This window comes from Bradyrhizobium sp. 159 (assembly GCF_023073795.1).
GTDB lineage: Bacteria > Pseudomonadota > Alphaproteobacteria > Rhizobiales > Xanthobacteraceae > Bradyrhizobium.
Genome location: NZ_JADPKE010000032.1, coordinates 17,905 through 41,078 on the forward strand (window position 1 = coordinate 17,905; position 23,174 = coordinate 41,078).

General features: G+C 64.7%; 23 protein-coding genes and 1 pseudogene. 20 read left to right on the top strand and 4 right to left on the bottom strand.

What is annotated here, in order from left to right; genetic code table 11:
- Positions 1–6 precede the first annotated feature (6 nt).
- Positions 7–207, bottom strand: coding sequence for a hypothetical protein (locus tag IVA96_RS07150; protein ID WP_247416393.1), 201 nt, complete (start codon positions 205–207; stop codon positions 7–9).
- 542 nt (positions 208–749) lie between these two features.
- Here IVA96_RS07150 and IVA96_RS07155 point away from each other — a divergent pair.
- Entirely contained in the window at positions 750–1,046 is a 297-nt protein-coding gene (locus IVA96_RS07155) for a hypothetical protein (protein ID WP_247416395.1), read from the top strand.
- A 280-nt stretch (positions 1,047–1,326) separates the two neighbouring features.
- On the top strand, positions 1,327–2,442 hold the full coding sequence (locus tag IVA96_RS07160) for a GGDEF domain-containing protein (protein WP_247416396.1): 1,116 nt from the start codon (positions 1,327–1,329) through the stop codon (positions 2,440–2,442).
- A 16-nt stretch (positions 2,443–2,458) separates the two neighbouring features.
- On the opposite strand, the gene IVA96_RS07165 is transcribed toward IVA96_RS07160, so the two are convergent.
- Positions 2,459–2,710, bottom strand: coding sequence for a nuclear transport factor 2 family protein (locus IVA96_RS07165; RefSeq protein WP_247416588.1), 252 nt, complete (start codon positions 2,708–2,710; stop codon positions 2,459–2,461).
- Positions 2,711–3,053: 343 nt separating this feature from the next.
- Positions 3,054–3,527, bottom strand: coding sequence for a hypothetical protein (locus tag IVA96_RS07170; RefSeq protein WP_247416399.1), 474 nt, complete (start codon positions 3,525–3,527; stop codon positions 3,054–3,056).
- Here IVA96_RS07170 and IVA96_RS07175 point away from each other — a divergent pair.
- The 18 genes and pseudogenes from IVA96_RS07175 to IVA96_RS07260 all read left to right on the top strand — a co-directional run bounded on the left by IVA96_RS07175 (position 3,517) and on the right by IVA96_RS07260 (position 22,773).
- The gene (locus IVA96_RS07175) at positions 3,517–3,960 is read left to right on the top strand and encodes a hypothetical protein (protein ID WP_247416402.1); all 444 of its coding nucleotides are present in this window, start codon (positions 3,517–3,519) and stop codon (positions 3,958–3,960) included. The two genes, IVA96_RS07170 and IVA96_RS07175, sit on opposite strands and share 11 nt — an antisense overlap.
- Positions 3,957–4,511, top strand: coding sequence for a sigma-70 family RNA polymerase sigma factor (locus tag IVA96_RS07180; protein ID WP_247416589.1), 555 nt, complete (start codon positions 3,957–3,959; stop codon positions 4,509–4,511). The genes IVA96_RS07175 and IVA96_RS07180 overlap by 4 nt, the downstream gene beginning before the upstream one ends.
- The gene (locus IVA96_RS07185; protein ID WP_247416403.1) at positions 4,508–5,149 is read left to right on the top strand and encodes a DUF1109 domain-containing protein; all 642 of its coding nucleotides are present in this window, start codon (positions 4,508–4,510) and stop codon (positions 5,147–5,149) included. Before IVA96_RS07180 ends, IVA96_RS07185 begins: the two co-directional genes overlap by 4 nt.
- A gap of 461 nt (positions 5,150–5,610) precedes the next feature.
- Positions 5,611–6,108 (top strand): DUF411 domain-containing protein, encoded by a 498-nt coding sequence (locus IVA96_RS07190; RefSeq protein ID WP_247416405.1) that lies wholly within the window; start codon positions 5,611–5,613, stop codon positions 6,106–6,108.
- Positions 6,109–6,199: 91 nt separating this feature from the next.
- Positions 6,200–6,556: a hypothetical protein gene (locus IVA96_RS07195; RefSeq protein WP_247416408.1), complete on the top strand. Its 357-nt coding sequence runs from the start codon at positions 6,200–6,202 to the stop codon at positions 6,554–6,556.
- Positions 6,557–6,649: 93 nt separating this feature from the next.
- On the top strand, positions 6,650–7,057 hold the full coding sequence (locus IVA96_RS07200) for a FixH family protein (protein WP_247416410.1): 408 nt from the start codon (positions 6,650–6,652) through the stop codon (positions 7,055–7,057).
- Complete coding sequence (locus IVA96_RS07205; protein ID WP_247416415.1) at positions 7,054–8,490, top strand: efflux RND transporter periplasmic adaptor subunit; 1,437 nt, start codon at positions 7,054–7,056, stop codon at positions 8,488–8,490. Before IVA96_RS07200 ends, IVA96_RS07205 begins: the two co-directional genes overlap by 4 nt.
- Positions 8,487–11,672 carry a CusA/CzcA family heavy metal efflux RND transporter gene (locus IVA96_RS07210; protein ID WP_247416417.1) on the top strand — a complete coding sequence of 1,062 codons (3,186 nt, stop codon included), beginning with the start codon at positions 8,487–8,489 and terminating at the stop codon, positions 11,670–11,672. The genes IVA96_RS07205 and IVA96_RS07210 overlap by 4 nt, the downstream gene beginning before the upstream one ends.
- 140 nt (positions 11,673–11,812) lie before the next feature.
- Positions 11,813–12,532 (top strand): cytochrome c family protein, encoded by a 720-nt coding sequence (locus tag IVA96_RS07215; protein ID WP_247416419.1) that lies wholly within the window; start codon positions 11,813–11,815, stop codon positions 12,530–12,532.
- A gap of 96 nt (positions 12,533–12,628) precedes the next feature.
- Positions 12,629–13,240, top strand: coding sequence for a class I SAM-dependent methyltransferase (locus IVA96_RS07220; RefSeq protein WP_247416421.1), 612 nt, complete (start codon positions 12,629–12,631; stop codon positions 13,238–13,240).
- Positions 13,241–13,525: 285 nt separating this feature from the next.
- Positions 13,526–13,861, top strand: a complete 336-nt coding sequence (locus IVA96_RS07225) for a hypothetical protein (protein ID WP_247416423.1) — start codon at positions 13,526–13,528, stop codon at positions 13,859–13,861.
- Positions 13,862–13,919: 58 nt separating this feature from the next.
- Positions 13,920–15,191 (top strand): divalent metal ion exporter subunit IhpA, encoded by a 1,272-nt coding sequence (gene ihpA, locus IVA96_RS07230; protein ID WP_247416425.1) that lies wholly within the window; start codon positions 13,920–13,922, stop codon positions 15,189–15,191.
- Positions 15,188–16,138, top strand: a complete 951-nt coding sequence (gene ihpB, locus IVA96_RS07235; RefSeq protein ID WP_247416428.1) for a divalent metal ion exporter adaptor subunit IhpB — start codon at positions 15,188–15,190, stop codon at positions 16,136–16,138. The genes ihpA and ihpB overlap by 4 nt, the downstream gene beginning before the upstream one ends.
- Positions 16,131–19,340, top strand: a complete 3,210-nt coding sequence (locus IVA96_RS07240) for a CusA/CzcA family heavy metal efflux RND transporter (RefSeq protein ID WP_247416430.1) — start codon at positions 16,131–16,133, stop codon at positions 19,338–19,340. Before ihpB ends, IVA96_RS07240 begins: the two co-directional genes overlap by 8 nt.
- Positions 19,337–19,708, top strand: a complete 372-nt coding sequence (locus IVA96_RS07245) for a hypothetical protein (RefSeq protein ID WP_247416432.1) — start codon at positions 19,337–19,339, stop codon at positions 19,706–19,708. The genes IVA96_RS07240 and IVA96_RS07245 overlap by 4 nt, the downstream gene beginning before the upstream one ends.
- Positions 19,709–19,720: 12 nt before the next feature.
- Positions 19,721–20,109, top strand: a pseudogene (locus tag IVA96_RS07250) (hypothetical protein).
- Between the two features lie 44 nt (positions 20,110–20,153).
- A complete protein-coding gene (locus IVA96_RS07255) occupies positions 20,154–22,307 on the top strand; it encodes a heavy metal translocating P-type ATPase (RefSeq protein ID WP_247416591.1) in 2,154 nt (717 codons plus the stop codon).
- A gap of 61 nt (positions 22,308–22,368) precedes the next feature.
- Positions 22,369–22,773, top strand: a complete 405-nt coding sequence (locus IVA96_RS07260) for a hypothetical protein (RefSeq protein WP_247416435.1) — start codon at positions 22,369–22,371, stop codon at positions 22,771–22,773.
- 84 nt (positions 22,774–22,857) lie between these two features.
- On the opposite strand, the gene IVA96_RS07265 is transcribed toward IVA96_RS07260, so the two are convergent.
- On the bottom strand, positions 22,858–23,001 hold the full coding sequence (locus tag IVA96_RS07265) for a hypothetical protein (RefSeq protein ID WP_247416438.1): 144 nt from the start codon (positions 22,999–23,001) through the stop codon (positions 22,858–22,860).
- Between the last annotated feature and the right edge of the window lie 173 nt (positions 23,002–23,174).

Consider the following 23,174-nt stretch of genomic DNA (forward strand, 5'->3'; position numbering starts at 1 on the left):
CCGCGATCAGCGCCACATCGTCGGCGCGTGCGAGAGGGCATCGCGGCCAACCTGCCTGAGACCCTCGGGAGAGATCTCCCCTCTCGCCGCCGCCTCCAGAATCTTCGATGCGACGTGGGTACGTGCTCCGATCTCGCCTTGCGAGACGCTTCTACAGACCTCCTCGAGGAGCGCGCGCAAAAGCGCGGTGGTTGCCGTATCGAACATGAAATGCCCCCGTACGGGAAAGCTTCATCTTAGCTCGGTTTTTCCGGCTTGGGGATTCAAACATGTTAAGCCACCTCCGGAGATCACGCTCGGATCGGGTGGACAACGGGCGCTGCGGGGATACGGGCGCGGCGGCGCGAGGCCGACGAGACCCTAACGGCTACCAGTCTGGATGATTTAAGTGGCGGGACGCGCACGGGGGCAAATACCCGGTGGAAGGCGTGCAGCCCGGACCAGGACCGAAGTCCACGCGGGCCAAACCGTGCCTCGTCGGTAAGGGTGCCGGACGACGGAACGAAACATCGGGATGAGGCTTGGTCGCAAAAGGAGCGAACGACATGAAGTTCTTCCTCATCGCCGTAGCCCTCGCCGTACTCATTTCGTGCTCTTCTTTCGCTCAAAGTGGCGGAGGCGGAGGGGGTGGCGGCGCCGGCGGATCGGCCGGCGGCGCGGGCGGCGCTGCGTCTTCAGGCGCCGCAGGCACAGCTTCGACATCTGCCGCGACTGGAGCCGGCAGCGCTCGGACGGGCGCGAATGGAAACGTGTCGACCACCGCAGCGCCCCCCGGTAGCCCCGGCACGAGCGGAAACGCAGCCGTCGACAGCACCGGTCAGCAGACCGGCACCGGCAATCGGCCGAGCACAGGACCGGCGCCGGGCACCAATGCGGCCGGCACCGCGGCCCCCTCGGGCTCGCCTGGCGCCAACGCGCAGAATACCGCCCCCGCCGGTGGCATCGGCAGGCCGACGACTACGAACGAGCAGGACAGCGACGCCAAGATCGATCGGGAGAACGAGAAGGCCGACAAGACGATGGGGAAGATTTGCAAAAATTGCTGAGAGTCCTTTCGTTGACCTTGACGGTCTTTGTTGCTGCGCTCGTCGCGGTACAGTCGGCCGAAGCAAGGAGCAAGCGGCGCGATCATCGCTCGGTCGCGCCAGCGGCGGAGCAGCCGGCCGTAGGGAAGTCCGCCCGCGAGCAGCCGCGCGATCCGGCCGACATAGCATTGGAAAAGAAGATCAAGAGCATCTGCCGAGGCTGTTAGTCCCTCGCCGGGAGCTTTCCGAGAAGTGATTCTTAACCGATCTGCGTCTTCCTGTGGGCCGGGAAAACGATGCAATGGCACAGGCCCTCTCAGAGTTCTCGGTTCCTGCTCAAGCCGCCAAGGACGCCGTCAAGCGCGCGCGCCAGCGACGCCCGACCTATGTCGCCCAGTCGGCCAGCTACGTTCTGGATGCCGCGATCCTTTGGCTTTATCACCTGGCCGGCACGACCGATGGGTGGATCGGCGTGGGGTACGGGGCGGCCGGCGTTGGCTGGACCGGTCTGATGCTGGCCGCATCCGAGCTGCATTTCACGGACCGTTTTCGCGATCACTATCTTACGGTGCCACAAAGCTTCGGCAGCATCGCCATCCAGCTGACGGCGATCTACCTGGCGCCGGAGGTGGGGTTCTACTTCGTCAGCATCCTCTTCATCGTCCTGGGCTTCGGCGCGCTCCGCATGAGCGCGAAGCAGACCGGTGCGGTATGGACCTTCGCCGCAGTCGGCCTGACGTTTCTGTTCGTATGCACCGATCGGCCGATCGCGATGCCAATGGGTACTCCGGCGGAGCGGCAGCTGGCCCTTCTGTGTTTCGTGACCGCCCTGGGGCGCTGCGCCTTCACAGGGCTTTATGGAAGCTCCCTTCGCGAGATGCTGTACAAGCGCGGCAACCAACTGAAGGAGGCGCACGCGCGCATCGAGGAGCTGGCGCAGGTCGACGAGCTCACGGGAGTTCTGAACCGCCGGTACGTCATGCGCGCCCTGAACGAGGAGATGCTTCGCGCGCAGCGGAGCGGCTCGCCGTGCTCGGTTGCCATCGTCGACCTGGACTTCTTCAAGAGGATCAACGATCGACACGGACATCCCGTCGGAGACGAGGTGCTGAGGAGCTTCGCGATCTGCGTCGCGGCCAACATCCGAGCGGTCGACAAGCTCGGGCGATACGGCGGCGAGGAGTTTCTTCTGGTTCTTCCTGGCGCTCCGCAGGACGAAGCGGTGCAGGTCGTCGACCGGATACGACGGAACGTGGCCGAGATGAACTGGGATGCGCTCGGCGAGGGCGTGGCGGTGACGATGTCCGCCGGCGTCGCTCAGGTGAGACGCGACGAAGCGCCGGACGAGATCTTGAGCCGGGCGGATCTGGCCCTCTATCGGGCAAAGAACGCCGGTAGAAATCGCGTGTGCAGCTGAAGGCAACCCGTCGGTCCTATTTCGTTGCGATCGGGCTGCAGATCACCGACACGATCTTCCCATCCGCATCGAAGATCATGATTGCGCTCGCCAAGCCGGCAGGAACACGGTACGCGATCAAAATGCCGACCCCGGACGGCTCGAGGATTTCCAGCTCCGACGCCGGGTACCGACGAAAGCGGTCGACCCAGAATTCGCGCAGAGCCGTCCTGCCGGAGATCGCCGCACCGCCGCAGCGAAAGTGCACCACGGCATCATCGGCGTACATGTCCAAAAAGCTTTCGATATCGCCGGCGCGGTGGCGTCGAGCCAATCGACCGCGCCGGCCATGGGGTCGAAGGGCATCGGCCTACCTCACGCCATGAGCGTGGGCGGATTAGCCCGCGCCGAATGAACCGGGTGTGAAAGCGGAGTTATCGCGGGTTCATGATGACTGGGGCCACGGGGGCGACTAGTCTGCCGACATGGCAGAAAAGGAACCGAAGGAGCCTGCTCCCGATCCGCAACGCGACGCCGAGGCTCGCAGAATCGTGCAGGAGTACATCGACGAATTGCGGGAGATGATGAAACGCTCCGCCGCAAGCTCCAGTGATCCGTCAGTGGAACGAGAGCTATCTGCCCCGAAGCGACAGGCTGATGCGCGTGACGATGTCGTCCCATTCGTGCTCTTCGCTGGCCGGATAGTTGATGAGCACGCAGTGCACGGTCGTTGCGGAGAAGTTGCACCGGTCGTACCAAACCTTGTCTCCCTTGTAGCTGGAGACCGCGAAGAACCGCGAGGTCACCCGCTTGTACTGGATGCGGGGCGGCGGCTGCTTCTTCGCCAGGAACGCGGCGGGTGAATCCTTCGAGACGTTCGGCACGGCCTGAACGGTCAGGTCGGCCCGCCCGTCCGGCGTCCGAAAGCGTTGACCGCGACCATCGGGCTTGCCTGCTTCAACCGTGAAGATCGAGGTAGGAACGTCGACCGAGGTACCGGTCTCCGGGATGGTGTACGTTGCCCATCTTGCGGGCTGGGCCAAGACCGCGGAGGTCCAGGCCACCAGCACAAGCGCTGCGGCTGGAGCCGACGGTTTGAAGCTCATCTCTTGCCTCCTCCACTGGACGGTGGGAGAAGACCGCAAACCCTTTCACGTTCCAGGTCCCGTCACGAAAACGGCTCCGGATCTCGTCCGCTCGGCGAAGTCGTCCGGCTGGAGCCACGACAGCGGCCTCGACCTTCGCCAGGAGCCGCTCCAACTCCTCGCGCTGGTTCGGGTCAACCTCGTCCTCGAGATGCGCCAACAGCCTTTGTTTCTGGGCAATCAAATTCGCGACGGTCGACATTTGCGCCTTCTGCTCGGCCAATCGACGCTCTGCGGAATGGTTTCTACGATCACGCAAATTTTCGGTCTGAACGACCCCCGTACTGGTGCGGAAAACTGCGGTCCCCGCGTTGTTCCTGCAGTAAAATTTTCCGATGTGGGCTGTAACCGAAATGATCGAGCGATCGAACTAGAGCGTAGATGGCGAGCATGACCGCGGAAACGGAGCTGAAGGCGCTTATGCTCGCCAGTCAGGAGGGTGACGCGGCCGCGCATCGCATGCTGCTTGAGCGGCTGAGCCGGCACTTGCGTGCCTATTACAAAGGCAAGCTCGCGAAGATCGGCCGCGGTGCGACGGACGCGGAGGATCTGGTTCAGGAGGCCGTATTGGCCATCCACATGCAGCGACACACGTACGATCCGGGCGAGCCGCTGACGCCCTGGGTGCACGCGATTGCGCGCTACAAACTGATCGATTTCCTCCGCCGGGACCGGGCATCCATGGCCGATGTGCCGATCGACGAAGCCAGTGAAGTCACGGCCCGCGACGATCACCTGAGTGCAGAGGGCAGTTTTGACCTGGCGCGTCTGCTGAAGCAGTTGCCGGACAAGATGGCATGCGCGATCGAGGCGGTGAAGGTCGAGGGCCTGAGCGTGGCCGAAGCCGCAAGGCGGTGCCGCATTTCGGAATCGAGCGTGAAGGTCAATATCCATCGTGGATTGAAGGCGTTGGCGGCGTTGATCGCCCAGAGGGCGCAAAGATGAAGACAGACGAGTTGATCGCCGCACTCAGCACGAACGTGGAGCCGGTCAATCGGCGGCTGGTCGGTCGAAGCCTAGGCATCGCCCTTGCGGTTGGAATTGCCGTTGCGATCGGGATCACGTTCATCGCGCTGGGCGTCCGCCCGGACCTGACTGCGCCCCGCGCCGTGATTTTCCTGTTCCTGAAGCTCGCGTTCGCTATCGGCACGGTGGGTGCCGCTTCCGTCTATCTGACCCGACTTGCCCGTCCGGGAGGAGAGCGAAAGGTTTCTGCTGGCCTCGCCGCGCTACCGTTCGTGGCGGTCCTGCTGCTCGCGGGTGTCCGCCTTGGACAGGCGCCCAGCTCGCACTGGAGCAAGATGGTGATGGGGGAAGACTGGCTTGAATGCCTTATTTCCATCCCGATCATCGCGGTCGTTCCCTTTGCAGTGGTCATCTGGGCGGTGCGACAGGCGGCTCCGACCAATCTGGTGCGCACAGGCGCCTTCAGTGGGTTGGTCGCAGGTGGCGTGAGTGCGATAGGCTATGCGCTGCACTGCACCGACGACTCGCTGCCCTTTGTCGCGCTCTGGTATGGCGGCACGATCGTGCTGTGCACGCTCGCAGGCGCAATCCTGGGACCGCGGCTGCTGCGATGGTAACTACCGCTAGTCTTGCCTCTCACGTCGGTGTGAGCGTGTAACCGCCGGACGATTGATCCCGAACTCCTCATTAGAAGCGCAACGCATGCGTTTCAGCAAAGATGATGGAGCCGGGACCATGTTGACGAAAAGCCTTCTCGCAATCACGCTTCTGGCGGCGTTGTCCGCCGACGCCCAGGCGGGCTCGACGATCTCAGACAAGAGCTATTGGCCAGACGAGGCCAGGCAAACGGCGCAAGCGAGACCGTCTCTTCCGCAGCGCAGTCCATATTCGGCGTTCGCCTATGATCGCGGAACGCCGGAGTATCAGGCCGTGACCACTCCGATGGCCGGTGGATCCGCTTGGCGGTATCAGGGAGGACCCAAATCCCGCTAGATTTCGTTCGTTGATTGGCCGACGAGGGAATCGCGGAAGACAAACCCCCCGCGATCCCCTCGTCTTCTTCACGGAGAGGTGTCCGATGAGCTACCAAGAACGAGGCGCGGAGAAGGCGTGCTTTGCGCGACGATCCTTTCTGGCCCTGGTCGCTGGCGCGACAGTTGGAGCGGCGGTGCGCCCCGCCGTTGCCGCTGAACCCATGATCAAGGTCCATAAGGATCCGAGCTGCGGCTGTTGCTCGGGCTGGGTACAACACTTGCGCGACGCCGGATTCACGGTCCAGGTGGACGATGCTTCCGACCTCCCGAACGTGCGGAGGCGGCTGGGCGTGCCGGCCGATCTGGCCGCGTGCCACACGGCACAGGTGGACGGCTACATCCTTGAGGGACACGTACCGGCGTCCGCGGTGCGGCGGTTGCTGACGGAGCGCCCGAAGGGTCTGGGGCTTGCCGTGCCCGGCATGCCTGTAGGGTCGCCGGGGATGGAAGGTGGACACCCTGAGCCTTACACGGTCGTGCTGTTCGGACCGGCTGGTCGTGCGACCTTCATGCGGTTCGTCGGCAAGGAAGCCATCGGCTGACCCTTGAGATGGTTAACCACTAGACGCCCGGCTCGCGCATTTGTGAACCGGGGGACTTTCCAGCATTCCGGGCCTGTGAGACTGTGACACCATGAATGCTCGCCGCCTCCTCAGACTTCTGCTCGCGGTCCTCGTGACCGCGGGGCTGACGGTCGCACCGCTGGTGACGCCGGCGGCGGCGGGGCATTCGATGGGCGCGATGCAGATGGCGGACGCGCAGGACATGCCGGATGGCATGGCGTGCTGTCCCGACAAGCAGAACAACAAGCAATGCCAGGACTGTCCTCTCATCGCGATCTGCATGTTGAAGGTGCTCCAGACTGGACCTTCGGCGGCGATAGTGGGCATCGAGCAGGCTGCGCGCGAACTGCTGCGGCCGCTCGATGACGTGATCGCGGACGGCCTGGCCCGCCCCCCTCCAGACCAGCCCCCTCGATCGATCGTCTGACCGGCGCTGAGGCGCCGGAACGTTGCCGCGCGTCCATCGCGTGTTTCGCATGCCGCTTCGGCGGCTCAACAGACGTTTCGAGGAACAGACATCATGAAGATCGCAAGTGCAGCGCGCGGCTTGGCCGCCGCGCTGGTCGGCCTTTCGCTCACGGCCACGCCGAACTCCGCCTTCGCGGACATCAAGGACTACGAATTCCAGCTCGTCGAGCCGGCGGTTCAGGCGGGCCCCGACAAGGTCGTGACGGTGCGGCTGGTGAACAAGAAAACCGGCAAAGCTGTGCCGGACGCGGTCATATTCGCCTCCCGGCTCGACATGGCGCCGGACGGCATGCAGGAAATGGTCACCAAGGTGACCTCGATGCCGGGGACCGAGCCGGGGACGTACCGGTTCAAGGCCAACTTCAGCATGGCGGGCCGCTGGCAATTGTCCCTCGGCGCCAAGGTGCAGGGCGAGACCGGCACGGTCGAAAACAAGCTCGTCGTCACGGCGAAGCAATGACCCGCGCCATCACGATAAGTGCGGCCGCTGCGGTTTGCGCAGCGGCCGCCGCCCTTTACGCCGGCGCGATCCCGCGCGCAAATCCGTTCGCCGGACCGGTGACGGCCGCTGCGGCGGCCGAGAGCGGCGCGACGATCTACTACCAGGATCCGGACGGGAAGCCGTTCTATTCGCTCGGGCCGAAGAAGGCGCCGGATGGGCGCGCCTGGCGCGCCGTGCCGGCGGGAGCCGACGTCAGCTTCGACGAACCCGAGGAGCAACCGGCCGAGACCAAGGAGGCAGCGGCAAAGACCGAACGCAAAGTCAAATACTACCGCAATCCGATGGGCCTGCCGGACACCTCGCCGGTGCCCAAGAAGGACTCGATGGGGATGGACTACATCCCCGTGTACGAAGGCGAGGACACCGACGACGGATCGATCAAGCTCTCGTCCGGGAAAATACAGCGTACAGGCGTAAAATCTGAGGCGGTCGTCAAAAGACCCGTGACCTCCTTGATCCGCGCTCCAGGCACCGTCCAGGAGGACGAGAGACGCGTCTCGGTCGTCGCCCTACGCTTCGAGGGCTTCGTCGAGAGCGTCGCCAACGTCACAACCGGCGACCACGTCCACAAGGGCCAGCCGCTTCTGAACGTGTACAGCCCCGCTCTTTCCAGCGCCGCCGCCGAATATCTTTCGGCCTTCAACGCCGGCGCGACCGGAAAGGACCTGAAGGGCGCGCGCCGGCGACTGGAGAATCTTGCTGCCCCGGAAGCGGCCATCAAGGAGCTTGAGCGCACACGGGAGATATCTCTCTCGATCCCGTGGCTCGCGCCTCAGGACGGCGAGATCCTCGAGCGCAACGCCGTGCCTGGCATGCGCGCGGGGCCCGGCGACGTCCTGTTCAGGATCGCCGACCACCGCCTCGTCTGGGTCCTGATCGACGTCGCCGAGCGCGATCTGCCGCAGGTCGCGGCTGGGACGAAGGTGACCATCAGGCCACGCGCGTTCGCCGGCCAAAGCTTCGAGGGCACTGTGGCGTTGATCTATCCCCATCTCAACGCCGCGACGCGCACCGCGCGGATCCGGATCGAGGTACCCAATCGCGACGAACTGCTGCGGCCGGAGATGTATGTCGATGCCGAGATCGAGGCCGGCGCGCCGGGACCGGTGCTGGCGGTGGCGGAGAGTGCCGTGCTCGACAGCGGAAGCCGCCAGGCCGTGCTGGTCGACAAGGGAGAGGGCCGCTTCGAGCCGCGTGAAGTGAAGCTCGGCCGGCGCGGCGGCGGCTTCGTCGAGATCACGAATGGCCTATCCGTGGGCGAAGCGGTCGTGACCTCCGCCAACTTCCTGATCGATGCCGAGAGCAACTTGAAAGCGGCGCTCAAGGGATTTGCCGAGTCCAACAGCATGCCGCCCGGGGCGCCAACCAGCGGATCGGGAGCGCGCCCATGATCGCCCGCGTCATCGCCTGGTCGGCGCGCAACCTGCTGCTGGTCCTGTTCGGCACCGGCTTCGCCGCAGCGGCCGGAATTTACGCGCTGGTCCATCTGCCGCTCGACGCGATTCCGGACCTCTCCGACACGCAGGTCATCGTCTACACCGAATACCCGGGGCAGGCGCCGCAGGTGATCGAGGACCAGGTCACCTATCCGCTCGCGACCGCCATGCTGACGGTGCCGAAATCCAAGGTGGTGCGGGGCTTCTCGTTCTTCGGGGTCTCGTTCGTCTACGTCATCTTCGAGGATGGCACGGACATCTACTGGGCGCGCTCGCGGGTGCTCGAATTCCTGAACGCCGCCACATCGCGCATTCCTGCCGGTGTCACGCCCACCATCGGTCCGGACGCCACGGGAGTCGGCTGGGTCTACCAGTATGCGGTGGTGTCGAAAGAGCTGAACCTCGCAGACACGCGAACCATCCAGGACTGGAATCTCAAATTCGCCCTGGCCAAGGCGGAAGGCGTGGCCGAGGTCGCGAGCGTCGGCGGCTTCGTCAAGCAGTACAACGTGATCCTGGACGCGCAGCGGATGCGCGACCTCGGCATCAGCATGCCGAAGATCCGGGACGCGATCCGCGCCAGCAACGCCGATGTCGGCGGGCGTACGGTCGAGCTGTCGGAGTTCGAATACGTCATCCGCGGCCGGGGCTACCTGAAAAGCATCGACGATCTCGGCAACATCGTCCTAAAAACGGACAAGGGGACGCCGGTGCTGCTGCGGGACGTCTCCCGCGTCGAACTGGGGCCAGACGAGCGGCGCGGCATCACCGAACTCAACGGCGAGGGGGAGGTCGCGAGCGGGATCGTGCTGCAGCGTTTCGGGATGAACGCGCTGGACGTCATCGAGAACGTCAAGAAGCGGTTCAAGGAAATCGCCACCAGCCTGCCGAAGTCGGTCGACATCGTGCCGGTCTACGACCGGTCGAACCTGATCTACGCCGCCATCGACACCCTCAAGCACACGCTGGTCGAGGAGAGCCTCGTCGTCGCGCTGGTCTGTATCGTGTTCCTGCTGCACGTCCGCAGCGCGCTGGTCGCCATCCTGATGCTACCGGTCGGCGTGCTGATGGCGTTCGGGGCGATGAAGCTGCTCGGGATCGGCTCCAACATCATGAGCCTCGGCGGCATCGCCATCGCGATCGGCGCCATGGTGGACGCCGCCATCGTCATGATCGAGAACGCCCACAAGCACCTCGAGCGCGCGGAACCGGGCAAGTCGCGGGTCGCGATCCTGATCGAGGCCGCCTCGCAGGTCGGGCCGGCCTTGTTCTTCAGCCTGCTGATCATCACGGTATCGTTCATGCCGATCTTCACGCTGGAATCGCAGGAAGGGCGGCTGTTCAGCCCGCTCGCCTTCACCAAGACCTTCGCGATGGCGGCAGCCGCGTTGCTCTCGGTGACTTTGGTGCCGGCGTTGATGGTGATCTTCGTCCGGGGGCGGATCGTTCCGGAGCACCGCAACCCGATCAACCGTTTCCTGATCTGGATCTACCGCCCCGTCATCAAGGGCGTGCTGCGCGCAAAGACCTTGGTCATCCTGCTCGCGCTCGCCGCGCTCGCGGTCACGATCTGGCCCGCCCGTCAGCTCGGCACCGAATTCATGCCGAACCTCAACGAGGGTACGCTGCTGTACATGCCGACGACGCTGCCCGGCATCTCGGTCACCAAGGCCGCCGAACTGATGCAGACGCAGGACCGCATCATCCGCTCCTTCCCGGAGGTCGCGTCGGTCTACGGGAAGGCCGGCCGGGCCTCCACGTCGACCGATCCGGCGCCGACCGAGATGTTCGAGACCGTGGTCAACCTGAAGCCCAAGCAGCAGTGGCGGCCGGGGCTCACCATCGACGGCCTGATCGCCGAGATGGATAAGGCGCTGCAGTTCCCGGGCGTGTCCAACGCCTGGACCATGCCGATCAAGGCGCGCATCGACATGCTCTCGACCGGCATCCGCACTCCCGTCGGCGTCAAGGTGATCGGCACCGACCTCGCCGAGATCGACAAGCTCGCCAAGCAGATCGAGCAGGTGCTGCGGACCGTGCCCGGAACATCGTCCGCCTACGCCGAACGAGCCATCGGGGGCTACTACCTGGAGATCACGCCCGACCGGTCGGCGCTGGCCCGCTACGGCATCATGGTCCAGGATGTCCAGGACACGATCGCGACCGCACTCGGTGGTCAGGCGGTCACGACCACCGTGGAGGGCCGGCAGCGCTTCACGGTCAACATGCGCTACCCCCGCGACCTCAGGGACAATCCGAAGAAGATCGCAAGCGACGTCCTCGTTCCCATGCCCGCCGGCGGTGCCGTACCGCTCGCGGAAGTCGCGACCGTCCAACTCACGCGCGGTCCGACCTCGATCCGGACGGAGAACGCCCAGCTTGCGACCTACATCTACGTCGACATCCGCGACCGCGATCTCGGCGGCTACGTCGCGGACGCCCAGCGCGCCGTCCAGGCCAGCGTCCAGTTTCCGGCGGGCTACTATGTGGTCTGGAGCGGCCAGTACGAATATCTGGAACGCGCGATGGCGCGCCTGAAGATCGTCGTGCCGGCGACGCTCCTCATCATCTTCCTGCTGCTGTACCTGAATTTCAGGTCGGTGACGGACACGATGATCGTCATGCTGTCGCTGCCGTTCGCGCTGGTCGGCGGGCTTTGGCTGATGTGGTGGCTCGGGTTCAACCTCTCGGTCGCTGTCGCCGTCGGCTTCATCGCGCTCGCGGGCGTCGCCGCCGAGACCGGCGTGGTGATGCTGATCTACCTCAACGAGGCGCTTGCCGAGATCAGGGCGCGCCGCGCCGCCGAAGGTTGGACCTTGGATCGGACCGATCTCCGCGAGGCCATCATGGAGGGCGCGGTCGAGCGCGTTCGGCCGAAGATGATGACAGTGGTAGCCATCATGGCGGGACTGCTGCCAATCATGTGGAGCACCGGGACCGGGTCCGAGATCATGCAGCGGATCGCGGTGCCGATGATCGGCGGCATGATCTCGTCGACCCTGCTCACGCTGATCGTGATCCCGGCAATCTTCGGTCTGGTCAAAGGCTTCCGGTTGCCGCCTGCGGGCAAACCGCGAGTGCCGGCGAAGTCGAAGGCTGTCGTCACGACACTCCGAATCCCGGAGCCTGCCAAATGAGGTGAGCCAATGATGGATGGCATGATGTCTGGAATGATGGGCGGCATGGCGCTGATCTGGGTCCTGATCGTCGTCGTGCTCGCGCTGGGCGCGGCCGCGCTGATCAAATACCTATTCTTCTCGGGCCGAGGAGATTGATCATGCATCGCATTCTACTTGCGGCTCTCGCTGCTGTCCTCGTCTCCCCGCCGGCTGGCGCGCAGCAGGACAGCGTAGCTCGCGGGGAGCAGGATTTTCGGGCCTGTGCAGCATGTCACTCCCTCGAGCCGGACCGCAACATGACGGGGCCAAGTCTTGCAAACGTCTGGGGGAGGAAGGCCGGCAGCTTGCCGAGCTTTGACCGCTACTCCGACGCGCTGAAAGCTTCGGGGATCATTTGGGATGACCGCTCGCTGGATGTCTGGTTGACGGACCCGGAACGCATGGTGCCGGACAACGCCATGCCGTTCGAGGGCATCAAAGACACGCGCTCGCGCGCTGATCTGCTCGCCTTCCTGAAGGAGGCGACCAAGCCAGGCGCAGCGCCGCGGCAATCGGCGCAAGGGATGGGGGGCATGATGGGCGGCGGCATGATGGGCGGAATGATGGGAGGTGGGCGCGTTCCAAATCTGAGGAGCATTCAAGCTTCCGAGCGCGTCACTGGCATCACTCACTGCCGGGACACCTATCGCGTGACTACGGCCGACGGCAAGACGCGCGCGTTTTGGGAACGCAATCTTCGGATCAAGACGGATTCCAGCAGGGACGGTCCGGAGAGCGGGGCTCCGGCCATCGTGCCGGCCGGAATGATGGGCGATCGCGCCGATGTGATTTTCGCGGCGCCCGAGGAGATCAGCAAGATGATCGAGCCGCGGTGCTGAGCCTTGCCGGCATTCCGAACGCGGCGGTCTGGGCGCGTTGGTGGTGCACACTCCAATCCTCGCCAAAACCGCGGTTACAAGCTCCGGGAGCGTTCGATGGGTTTCTACAACGACTTCGTGCTGCCTAGGCTTCTCGATCTCGCGATGAGCAACAAGCAGCTTCTGCCTTTTCGCGAACGCGTGATCAGTGCCGCCGAGGGCCGCGTGTTGGAGATCGGCGTTGGCTCGGGCCGCAACCTGCCGTTCTATCGTTCGCCGGCGAAGGAAATATTGGCGCTTGAACCTTCTCCGAAGCTGGTCGCCATGGCTCGCGGAGCCGTGCATGCGGGCTTGCCCGTGCAATTCCTAGAAGCTTCCGCCGAAGCCATTCCGCTCGACGATGGCACCGTCGACAGCATCGTGACCACCTGGACCTTGTGCAGCGTTCCGCAGGCTGTTGTAGCGCTTGCCGAGATGCGTCGGGTGCTTCGCCCCGGCGGCAAGCTCCTGTTCGCCGAGCATGGCCTGGCGCCTAGTGCGAGCGTGCGTTGGTGGCAGGACCGCCTGACGCCGCCATGGCGGCGCATCAGCGGCGGCTGTCACCTCAACCGTCCGATCGGCTCACTCATCGAGGATGCAGGGTTTCGGATCGACCGGATCGAGACCGGCTACATAGCGGGACCGAAGCCCATGACCTTCATGTACGAAGGCAGCGCCCGGCCAGGCTGATTCAAGCTCGCGCAACGCATGGAGCGGTTCTGGCCAATCTGATCGTGCGTTCGGTTCTCCATATCCGCGGCAAATACGACGGGCTGAAGATGGCCGCATTCCTGTTCGCCCACGCTGGAGATGTCGGGAAAGATGGACCGACGGGCCGAGGGGCCCGCCGGTGGTTTGCCCGATCGTGTGAACCGCGCCTTACAATCGGGAATTTGTGATAGTGTTCGGTCCCGGTCCTTGCTATCCGTGGCCTCGATGATACGGCAGATTGGCCATAGCTCCTTCGCTTTCGGCTTGCGCGGCCTGCTCACCGTGCTGCTCACGCTCGCCTATGTCATGGTCGGATTTGCGGGGGAAATCGCGTGCGCCGGCGAAACGCTCGAGAGCGCCGATCGGATCGAAATTTCTGACGCACTTGCCAGCTCAGACCAAGGCAAGGGGGACCAAGGACCGAAGAAGACGGTTACCGTCGTCGATCATTGCTACACCTGCGTCCCCCTGCTGATTCCGCCGCCCGTCCTCGTTGCCGAGCCGGCCTCAAAAGCCGTTCCCCCGGCATACGCTACGCCGACGTTCCTGCTTGAGGATCACTCGGGACTCGATACGCCGCCCCCCAAATACCGGACCTGAGAGCGTCTTCTCGGAGCGCGCGAGCGCTCGATTGATCTGCTTGGTCAGGTAACTGCTCATGTTTCGGACGAAGGCCACGCGAGTTGCGTGTGCGATGGCGTTTCTGGTCAGCCCGTGGCTCACGGGCGGGGCGCATTCGCAAACCCTGACGATGAAGGCCGCGCTTGCGCGAGCGCTCGCCGCCAGCCCTCGTCTAACTGCGGCCGAGCGTGATGTTGGGATCGCGACCGGACAGCGCATCCAGGCCGGAGTGCTGCTGAATCCCGAGGTCTCCTACGAACAGGATGATTCATTAGGCACGGGCAAGTATCGGGGCACGAAGTCCGCAGAGACAACACTGCAGATCAGCCAGGCTTTCGAGTGGTTCGGAAAGCGGGAGGCCCGCATAGCGGCCGGTGCGGCCGGTGTCGAGGCGGCGGCAGTCCAGCGTCAGGCCGCCCGGCTCGAGGTCCTCTCCGAGGCCGCCATCGCCTTCCTCAACGTGCTGGGCGCACAACGTCGAATCCAGGTGCTCGACGACCAGGTCGCCGCCATCGACCGGCTGACCCCGCTGCTGCAGCGGCGCGTCGAGGCCGGCGCGTCCTCGCCGGCGGAGACGGGGCGGGCGGAAGTTGCCTCCGCACTGGTCAAGGCGGACCGGGAGCGGCTCCGATCGACGCTCGCGAGCGCGCGGCGCGAACTGGCGGTGCTGATGGGAGACGCCGCGCCCAAATTCGCCTCGGTCTCCGGACGGCTCGATGCCACCGGGCGGCCGCCTTCGTTTCAGTCGGTCGTCGCCGCGATCGACGCGAACCCGCAACTGGTCCGCTGGACCGCGATCTACGCGCAACGGAATGCGGAACTGCTGTTGGCCCGGCTGAAGCCTTATCCCGACGTCCGGATCGCCGCCGGATGGCGCCACTTCAACGAGACCAACGATGATGCCGTCCGGTTGACGCTCTCGGTACCGATCCCGGTGTTCGACCAGAACCAGGGCAACATCCTCTCGGCGCAGGAGAGCCTGGCCAAGACCAGGGCGGAGCGGGAAGCGAACCGGAGTGCGCTGATCGTGATCGCGGGACGCGCCTACGACTCGCTGCAGGGGTCGCTGCGGGAGCTTGCCATCCTGCGCGAAGTTGCGATCCCGAAGGCGGAGCAGGCGGCACAGGCCATATCGGATGGATACGGGCAGGGCCGGTACACACTTCTGGAGGTTCTGGACGTCCAGGCGAGCCTCGCACAGGCGCGACTGCGCGAGCAGGAGGCACTGCAGAACTTCCACGTTGCCGTCGCGACAATCGAAGGATTGGTCGGCAATCCCTTTTCGCTCGCGCGCGAGAGCTCAAGATGATCCGGTCACTCACCCGATTTTTGGTCTTCTTTCTGGTTGCCGGGGCCCTCGCCTACGCGGGCTATCGGATGCTGACACCGGCGACCACCAAGACGGTTGCCACGGAGAAGTCCGAAAAGGAAGAAGAGCATTCGGACAGCGTCGCCATGAGCGACGCCAAGGTCGCCGGCGCCGAGATCGAGCTTGCGAAAGCAGGGCCTGCAGTGCTGCACGACAGCCTGCTGCTGAATGGCATGGTCCAAGCCAACCAGGAATCGCTGGTTCAGATCACCCCGCGCTTTCCGGGCCTCGTTCGCGAGGTTCGCAAGCGAATTGGCGACCGGGTCGAAAAGGGCGACGTTCTCGCGATCGTCGAAAGCAACCAAAGCCTGACGCCTTACGAACTGAAGGCCGCTCTGGCGGGCACGATCATCGATCGGCAGACCACGCTCGGCGAATACGTCTCCGAGCAGAAGCCGGCGTTCGTAATCGCCGACCTCTCGACCGTGTGGGTCGATTTCTCCGTGTACCGGCGCAACCTAAGCCGCGTGAGGATCGGCGACCAGATCCTGATCGATCCGGCGGACGGCGGAGCCAAGATCGAGGCCAGGATTTCGTATGTGTCGCCGGTAGGCAGCAGCGAGACCCAGAGCGCGCTGGCCAGGGCCGTCGTACCGAATGCCGGACAACGCCTGCGACCCGGCCTGTTCGCCACCGGCCGATTGATCCTGTCCGAAAAGAAGGTGGCGGTAGCCGTGAAATCCTCGGCCTTGCAGACCGTCGAGAACCGCACCGTCGTGTTCGTCCGCGACGGGGAGAAGTTCGCAGCCCGCGACGTCGAGCTCGGCGAGCGCGATCCGGACTTCGTGGAAGTCACGTTCGGCGTCCTCGAAGGCGATCTGTACGCGGCCCGGAACAGCTTCATCGTCAAGGCCGAAATGGCGAAAGGGGGAGCGGACAATGATTGACGGCATTCTCTCCTTCGCCATCCGCCAGCGCTGGCTGGTGATGATCGGCGTTCTCGCCATGGCCGGCTTCGGCGCCTGGAATTTCACGCGTCTGCCGATCGATGCGGTTCCCGACATCACCAACGTCCAGGTGCAGATCAACAGCAGGGCCCCCGGCTACTCGCCCCTTGAGGTCGAGCAGCGGATCACGTTTCCGATCGAGACCGCCATGGGCGGACTGCCCCGACTCGAGAGCACGCGGTCCCTGTCGCGCTACGGGCTCAGCCAGGTCACGGTGATCTTCAAGGACGGCACCGACATCTATTTCGCCAGGCAGTTGGTCAACGAGCGGATTCAGCAGGTCAGGGATCAGTTGCCGACCGCCATAGAGACCGCCATGGGACCGATCTCCACCGGGCTCGGCGAGATCTACATGTACACGATCGAGGCCAAGCCGGAGGCCCGCAAGATAGGCGGAGAGACGTACACTCCGACCGACCTGCGCACGATCCAGGACTGGATCGTCAGGCCGCAGCTACGGACCGTTGCGGGCGTTAGCGAAGTCAATTCCGTCGGCGGGTTCGAACGGCAGTTCCAGGTGCTGCCGGACCCCGCGCAACTGATGGCCTACAAGCTCAGCTTCCGCGACATCATGGCGGCGCTCGCCTCGAACAACGCGAACGTCGGCGCCGGCTACATCGAGCGCAACGGCGAGCAGTACCTGGTCCGCACGCCGGGTCAGGTCGCGAACGTCGAGGAGATCAAGGATATCGTAATCGGTTCTCGAAACGGTTTTCCGGTGCGGGTATCCGACGTTGCCGACGTCAGGGAGGGAACGGACCTTCGCACCGGTGCGGCGACGTTGAACGGGACGGAAGTGGTGTTAGGCACCGCCATGCTGCTGATCGGCGAGAATCCCCGCACCGTCGCGCAGCGCGTCGCCGCGAAGCTCAAGGAGATCGGACGCTCGCTGCCCGAAGGAATCATCACGCACACGGTCTATGACCGCACACGCCTGGTCGAAGCAACGGTCGCGACGGTAGCGAGGAATCTCTTCGAGGGCGCGCTGCTGGTGATCGTGGTGCTCTTCCTGACGCTCGGAAACTTCAGGGCCGCGGTCGCGACCGCGTGCGTGATTCCGCTGTCCATGCTGTTCGCGATCACCGGCATGGTGGAGAACAAGATCAGCGCCAACCTCATGAGCCTGGGCGCCATCGACTTCGGCATCATCATCGACGGTGCGGTGATCATCGTGGAGAACTGTCTCCGCCTGCTGGCGCTGGAGCAGCGCCGTCTGGGCCGCGTTCTCACCCGAGAGGAACGATTCGAGACCATCCTCGCCGGCTCGCGCGAGGTCATCCGCCCCAGCCTGTTCGGCACCTTCATCATCGCCGTCGTCTATTTGCCCATCCTCACGCTCACCGGCGTCGAAGGCAAGATGTTCACGCCGATGGCTTTGACGGTGCTGATGGCGTTGACCGGCGCCAGCATCCTGTCGCTGACGTTCGTGCCGGCGGCCGTGGCGCTCGTCGTCACCGGCAGCGTCTCCGAACACGAAAATATCTTCATGCGAACGGCGCGCCGCATCTATTCGCCGCTGCTCGCGGCATCGATCCGAAACAGGTTCGGCGTGGCGGTCATCGCGGCGCTGCTCGTCGCGGTCTGCGGAATCGCGGCATCCCACATGGGCGGTGAGTTCATCCCCGGCCTCGACGAGGGAGATGCCTCGGCCGAGGTCGTCCGCATCCCTAGCGTGAGCCTTACTCAGTCGGTGGCGATGGAATCCATGCTGGAGAAGCGATTGACCAAGCTTCCAGAGGTCAAGGAGGTGTTCGCCCGCACCGGCACGGCGGAGGTTGCGACCGACCCCATGCCGCAATCCACCTCGGACAACTACGTCATGCTCAAGCCGAGAAAGGAATGGCCCGATCCGCATAAGCCGAAGGCCGCCGTCGTCGCGGAAATCCAGCAGGCCGCGGAAGGCGTCCCCGGCAGCGCCTATGGGTTCTCGCAGCCCATCCAGCAGCGCATGAATGAACTCATCTCCGGCGTTCGGAGCGATGTCGCCGTCAAGATATTCGGCGACAACCTAGACGAATTGATCCAGGCCGCGAGCCGGGTCCAAGCGGTCCTGCAGAAAGTAGAGGGGGCCGCCGACGTGAAGGCCGAGCAAGCGGCTGGATTGCCGGTGCTCACGGTCCAACTGAACCGGCAGGCCCTTGCGCGCTACGGGATCAACGTTGCCGACGTCCAGACGCTCGTCGAAATGGCCGTGGGCGGCAAGAGCGCCGGCCGTGTTTTCGAAGGCGACCGTCGCTTCGACATCGTCGTTCGACTGCCGGACAATCTGCGTTCGGACGTCGACGCGATCAGGTCGTTGCCGGTGCCGCTACCCCCGGTCGAGAACCCGGCCAAGGCGACTACCGCCCTGTGGGCCGGTTCACCGCTCGCGCAAATCCGCTACGTGCCCCTGTCCGAGCTCGCTCAGGTCGATGTCACGCCGGGTCCCAATCTGATTACCCGCGAGAATGGCAAACGGCGGATTGCCGTGACCGCCAACGTGCGGGGGCGCGATCTCAGTTCGTTCATCGCCGATGCCCAAGGCCAAGTCACCAGCAAGGTGAAGCTTCCGGCCGGTTACTGGATCGGTTGGGGCGGCCAGTTCGAACAGCTCATCTCCGCGACGCAGCGTCTGATAATCGTCGTGCCGCTCGCGCTGTTCCTGATCTTCCTGCTGCTCTTCATCAGCCTCGGATCGGCGCCCGACGCATTGCTGGTGTTCAGCGGAGTGCCGCTCGCGCTCACCGGCGGCGTCGTCGCGCTCCTGCTGCGCGGGATTCCGCTCTCGATCAGCGCCGGAATCGGCTTCATCGCGCTCTCCGGGGTCGCCGTGCTCAACGGGCTCGTCATCATCACCTTCATCGAGAAGCTTCGGCGGGAAGGCCAAGCGCTGGTGGATGCGGTCCGGGAAGGCGCGCTGACGCGGCTGCGGCCGGTCCTGATGACTGCGCTCGTCGCCTCTCTCGGCTTCGTCCCGATGGCGATCGCCACCGGCGCCGGCGCGGAGGTCCAGCGGCCCTTGGCGACGGTCGTCATCGGCGGAATCATCTCATCCACCATTCTCACTTTGCTGGTGCTGCCCGCGCTCTACGTCCTGTTCAGGCGTGAACAGCCGGCCAACGTCACGCAGAACCCATCCGCAATCCAAGGAGCAACTTCATGAAGTACATAGTTTTGCTGATCGCAACGATCCTGTTCGCCGCGACTGCTTCCGCCGAGGAATACGAAAAAGGCCCCAACGGCGGCCTGATGCTCGACGTCGCCGGCATCGACGCCGAATTGATGACCTCGGGAAACACGGTCACGTTCAACATCTTCGTTCCGAACACGCCCAAGCCGGTTTCCACCAAGGGCTACTCCGGCGCGGTCCTGATCGCGGGCGGCAGCGGCCGGGAGACCGTGACGCTCACGCCGGAGGGGGAGAATTCGCTGAAGGGCGATGCGAAGAACCCGATCCCGGCCGGCGCCACGATCACGCTGACCATCAAGACCGCCGAGGGAAAGTCCGGTCAGGCGAAGTTCAAAAAGTGAGGCCTAGGTCGGATGTCGGATCCGCGTCGAATGAAGTCGCGCGGCGCGAGCCTGGTGCTCGCTGGGCTCCTTGCGGCGGGTGCCGCATGCGACGCCGGGGCGCAACCGATGAAGGCGACGATCGTCGGGCTAGGAGCGGCGACTTGCCAGCAGTTCAACGACGACATCGGAACCCACTGATCCGGAGAGACTACCTTGGCTGGGCGCAAGGTTTCATGAGCGGAATCTTGTCCAGCAGACCGCCAGGCGTGGACGAAGGGCTCGATCTCGCCCCACCGACGTTCCCTCTCATGCGCCAACTGGATTTCCTGGATGATTTCTGCGCACGGAACGCGTCGCTTGATTTTTCGGACGGCGTGGCCGCCCTCTACAAGCGGTTGCGTCCGGAGGGAAAGACGTGAAAGGGGCGGGCTCTAGACGTCTCGCCGCACTGAAGGGAACTATGATGAAACAGGCCCTATCAAGCGCAAAGATGCGATTTCAGGTCGAGGGGATGGACTGCGCCTCCTGCGCGACCAAGATCGAGAACGCCGTGCGACGAATGCCCGGAGTCATCGACGTATCCGTTTCCGTCGCCGGCGGCACCATCACTGTCGGGCACGACGGCATCGATCGCGACGACATCGGCAATCGGATTTCCAGCCTTGGTTATCGGGTGGCTCGGGCCGAGAGCGACCGTTTTGCGGGCGAGGGAAGTAAAGCCTCTCCCGGGCCCAGTTCGGGCGACGATGGTGCCGCCCCTTGGTGGCGCACCCGAAAGGGAATGCTCGCGGTCGGATCGGGCATCGCTCTCGCTGCGGCATTCGGGCTGGGCAAGGCCGTACCAGCCACCGAGCACTGGGCTTTTCTGGTTGCGATGCTGATCGGCCTCGTTCCGATCGCGCGCCGCGCCATCGTCGCTGCGAGCGCCGGGACGCCGTTCTCAATCGAAATGCTGATGTCGATCGCTGCCGTCGGCGCGGTGATCATCGGGGCGACCGAGGAGGCCGCGACCGTCGTCTTTCTGTTTCTGATCGGAGAACTCCTGGAAGGAGTTGCCGCAGACCGCGCCCGCGCCAGCATCCAAGGGCTGACGGCACTCGTTCCGAAGACCGCTCGCATCGAGGAGGACGGTCGGGTCCGGGACGTGCCCGCCGACAGCCTCGAAATCGGAGCGACGATCCAGGTCAGGCCCGGCGACCGCGTCCCTGCCGACGGTGTCGTCCTCTCCGGAGAGAGCACAGTCGACGAAGCGCCAGTCACCGGCGAGAGCACGCCCGTCCGGAAGGGTGCGGACGCGAGCTTGTTCGCCGGCACGGTCAACGGCGACGGCCTGCTGCGGGTGCGGGTGACCACCGGGGCGGCCGACAACACCATCGCGCGCGTGGTACGCCTGGTCGAGGAGGCGCAGGAGTCCAAGGCGCCGACCGAGCGCTTCATCGACAGGTTCTCACGGTACTACACACCCGGGGTGGCCATGGTTGCGGCCCTTGTCGCTGTCGCACCTCCGCTTCTGTTCGGCGGTGACTGGGTCGGCTGGATCTACAAGGGGCTGGCCGTCCTCCTGATCGGATGTCCCTGCGCTCTCGTCATCTCCACGCCCGCGGCGATCGCCGCCAGCCTGTCCGCCGGCGCCCGCCGGGGACTTCTGCTCAAGGGCGGCGCGGTTCTCGAGCAGATCGGCCGGATCACCGTGGCCTGTTTCGACAAGACTGGCACGCTCACCGCGGGCAAGCCGCAGGTGACGGACATCGTCGGCTTTGCCCATAGCGAGAAGGACGTTCTGCGGATGGCCGCAGCGCTCGAATCCGGATCGAGCCATCCGCTTGCGACCGCGATCCTGTCCAAGGCTGCGGCGGAGAAGACGCGGATCCCGCCGGGCTCCAACGCCTCGGCCATCGGAGGCAAAGGCGTGCGCGCTATCGTGGAAGGAATGGAGGTTTTTCTCGGTTCGCCCAAGGCGGCTGCGGAATTGGCGGCCGTCACGGATGCTCAGCAGGCGCGGATCGCGGTGCTAAACGACGAGGGAAAGACCGTCTCTCTGCTCGTCCTGGACGACAAGATCGCAGGCGCCGTCGCCATGCGCGACGAGCCCCGTCCGGACGCGGAGCAGGGCCTCAAGCTGCTGTCCGATGCCGGCATCCGCACGGTGATGCTGACGGGCGACAACCGGCGGACCGCTGCCGCGATCGGCGAGCAACTCGGGATCGATGTCGAGGCCGAGCTCTTGCCCGAGGACAAGCAGCGCATCGTGGGCCGGCTCCAGAAGCAGGGCTTCGTGGTGGCGAAGGTCGGCGACGGCATCAACGACGCGCCGGCGCTCGCCGCCGCCGACGTCGGCATCGCGATGGGCGGCGGCACGGACGTGGCCCTCGAGACGGCCGATGCCGCCGTGCTGCACGGGCGGGTGGCCGACGTGGCGGCCATCATCGACCTCTCCAAACGCACCATGACGAACATCCACCAGAACATCGCCGTCGCGCTGGGGCTGAAGGCCGTCTTCCTGATCACCACGGTCGTCGGGATCACCGGCCTTTGGCCGGCCATCCTGGCCGATACCGGGGCGACCGTGCTGGTGACCCTGAACGCGCTGCGTCTGCTCAAGCCCTCGGGAGGGTAGCATGAAAGCGCCGGCTGCCACCTTTGCGAACTCTATCCTAGCTCTGTTGCTCTCAGCGACGATGATCGGCCAAGCCAACGCCCGCGGCAGCATGGCCAGTGAAAGACCCTGGGCAGCCGAACACATCGAGGGACTGCCCAAGGATCTCCGCCGTCACGTCGAGGGGCACGCCAACGCCTGCGGCAATCCGCCGGCCGCGGCGCACTATTTTTCGGTGTTCATCGAAGCCTCGGGAATGCGCTTTAGGGCACAGCACTTCGAAGACTTCGCCTGCGCCAGGCCGTCTCTCGTTTGCCACCCGAGCGGCTGCCTCCACGAAGTATTCGTGGATGACGGAAGGCACCAGCGGCTCGTCTTCAGCGTCTACGCGTGTGACATGAAGTTGACGAACGAGGGCGGGACGGCGGGCATCCAGGTCGGCGATGCCGCGGGTGTCAGGTCGTTCGCTTGGAACGGCCGGCGCTGAGAGCAACGAAAACCGACCGGTAGGCTGTCCCAATGTCCTCGGCGTCGAGCAGGGGGCTCCCTGTCGGCGGCATCTGTGCGGCAGTTACGCTCGCGCCAATGGGTCAAGCTCCGAGGCCGCGCGCAACGAGCGTGATCCGGTCAGGATCGCACCCCAGACCATGCCCAGTGTCATGACCAGGATCGTCGTCGTGACCGCATGCTCGAGTTTTCCCTTGAAGAGCTGCACACTAGTCGTCCGAAACGGGCGCCCCGGAGCGGACGTGGTGTGACGGCCGATCGTGCCGTCGAAGAGCGGCGATAGTCATGTCTGGCCTCCTGGATTCGTTGTCGGTCCGTCGGCCGGCCTCTCCAAGATGGCCAAAGCGGCATTTGAAAACCAGATGAGGCGGGGGCGAGAGA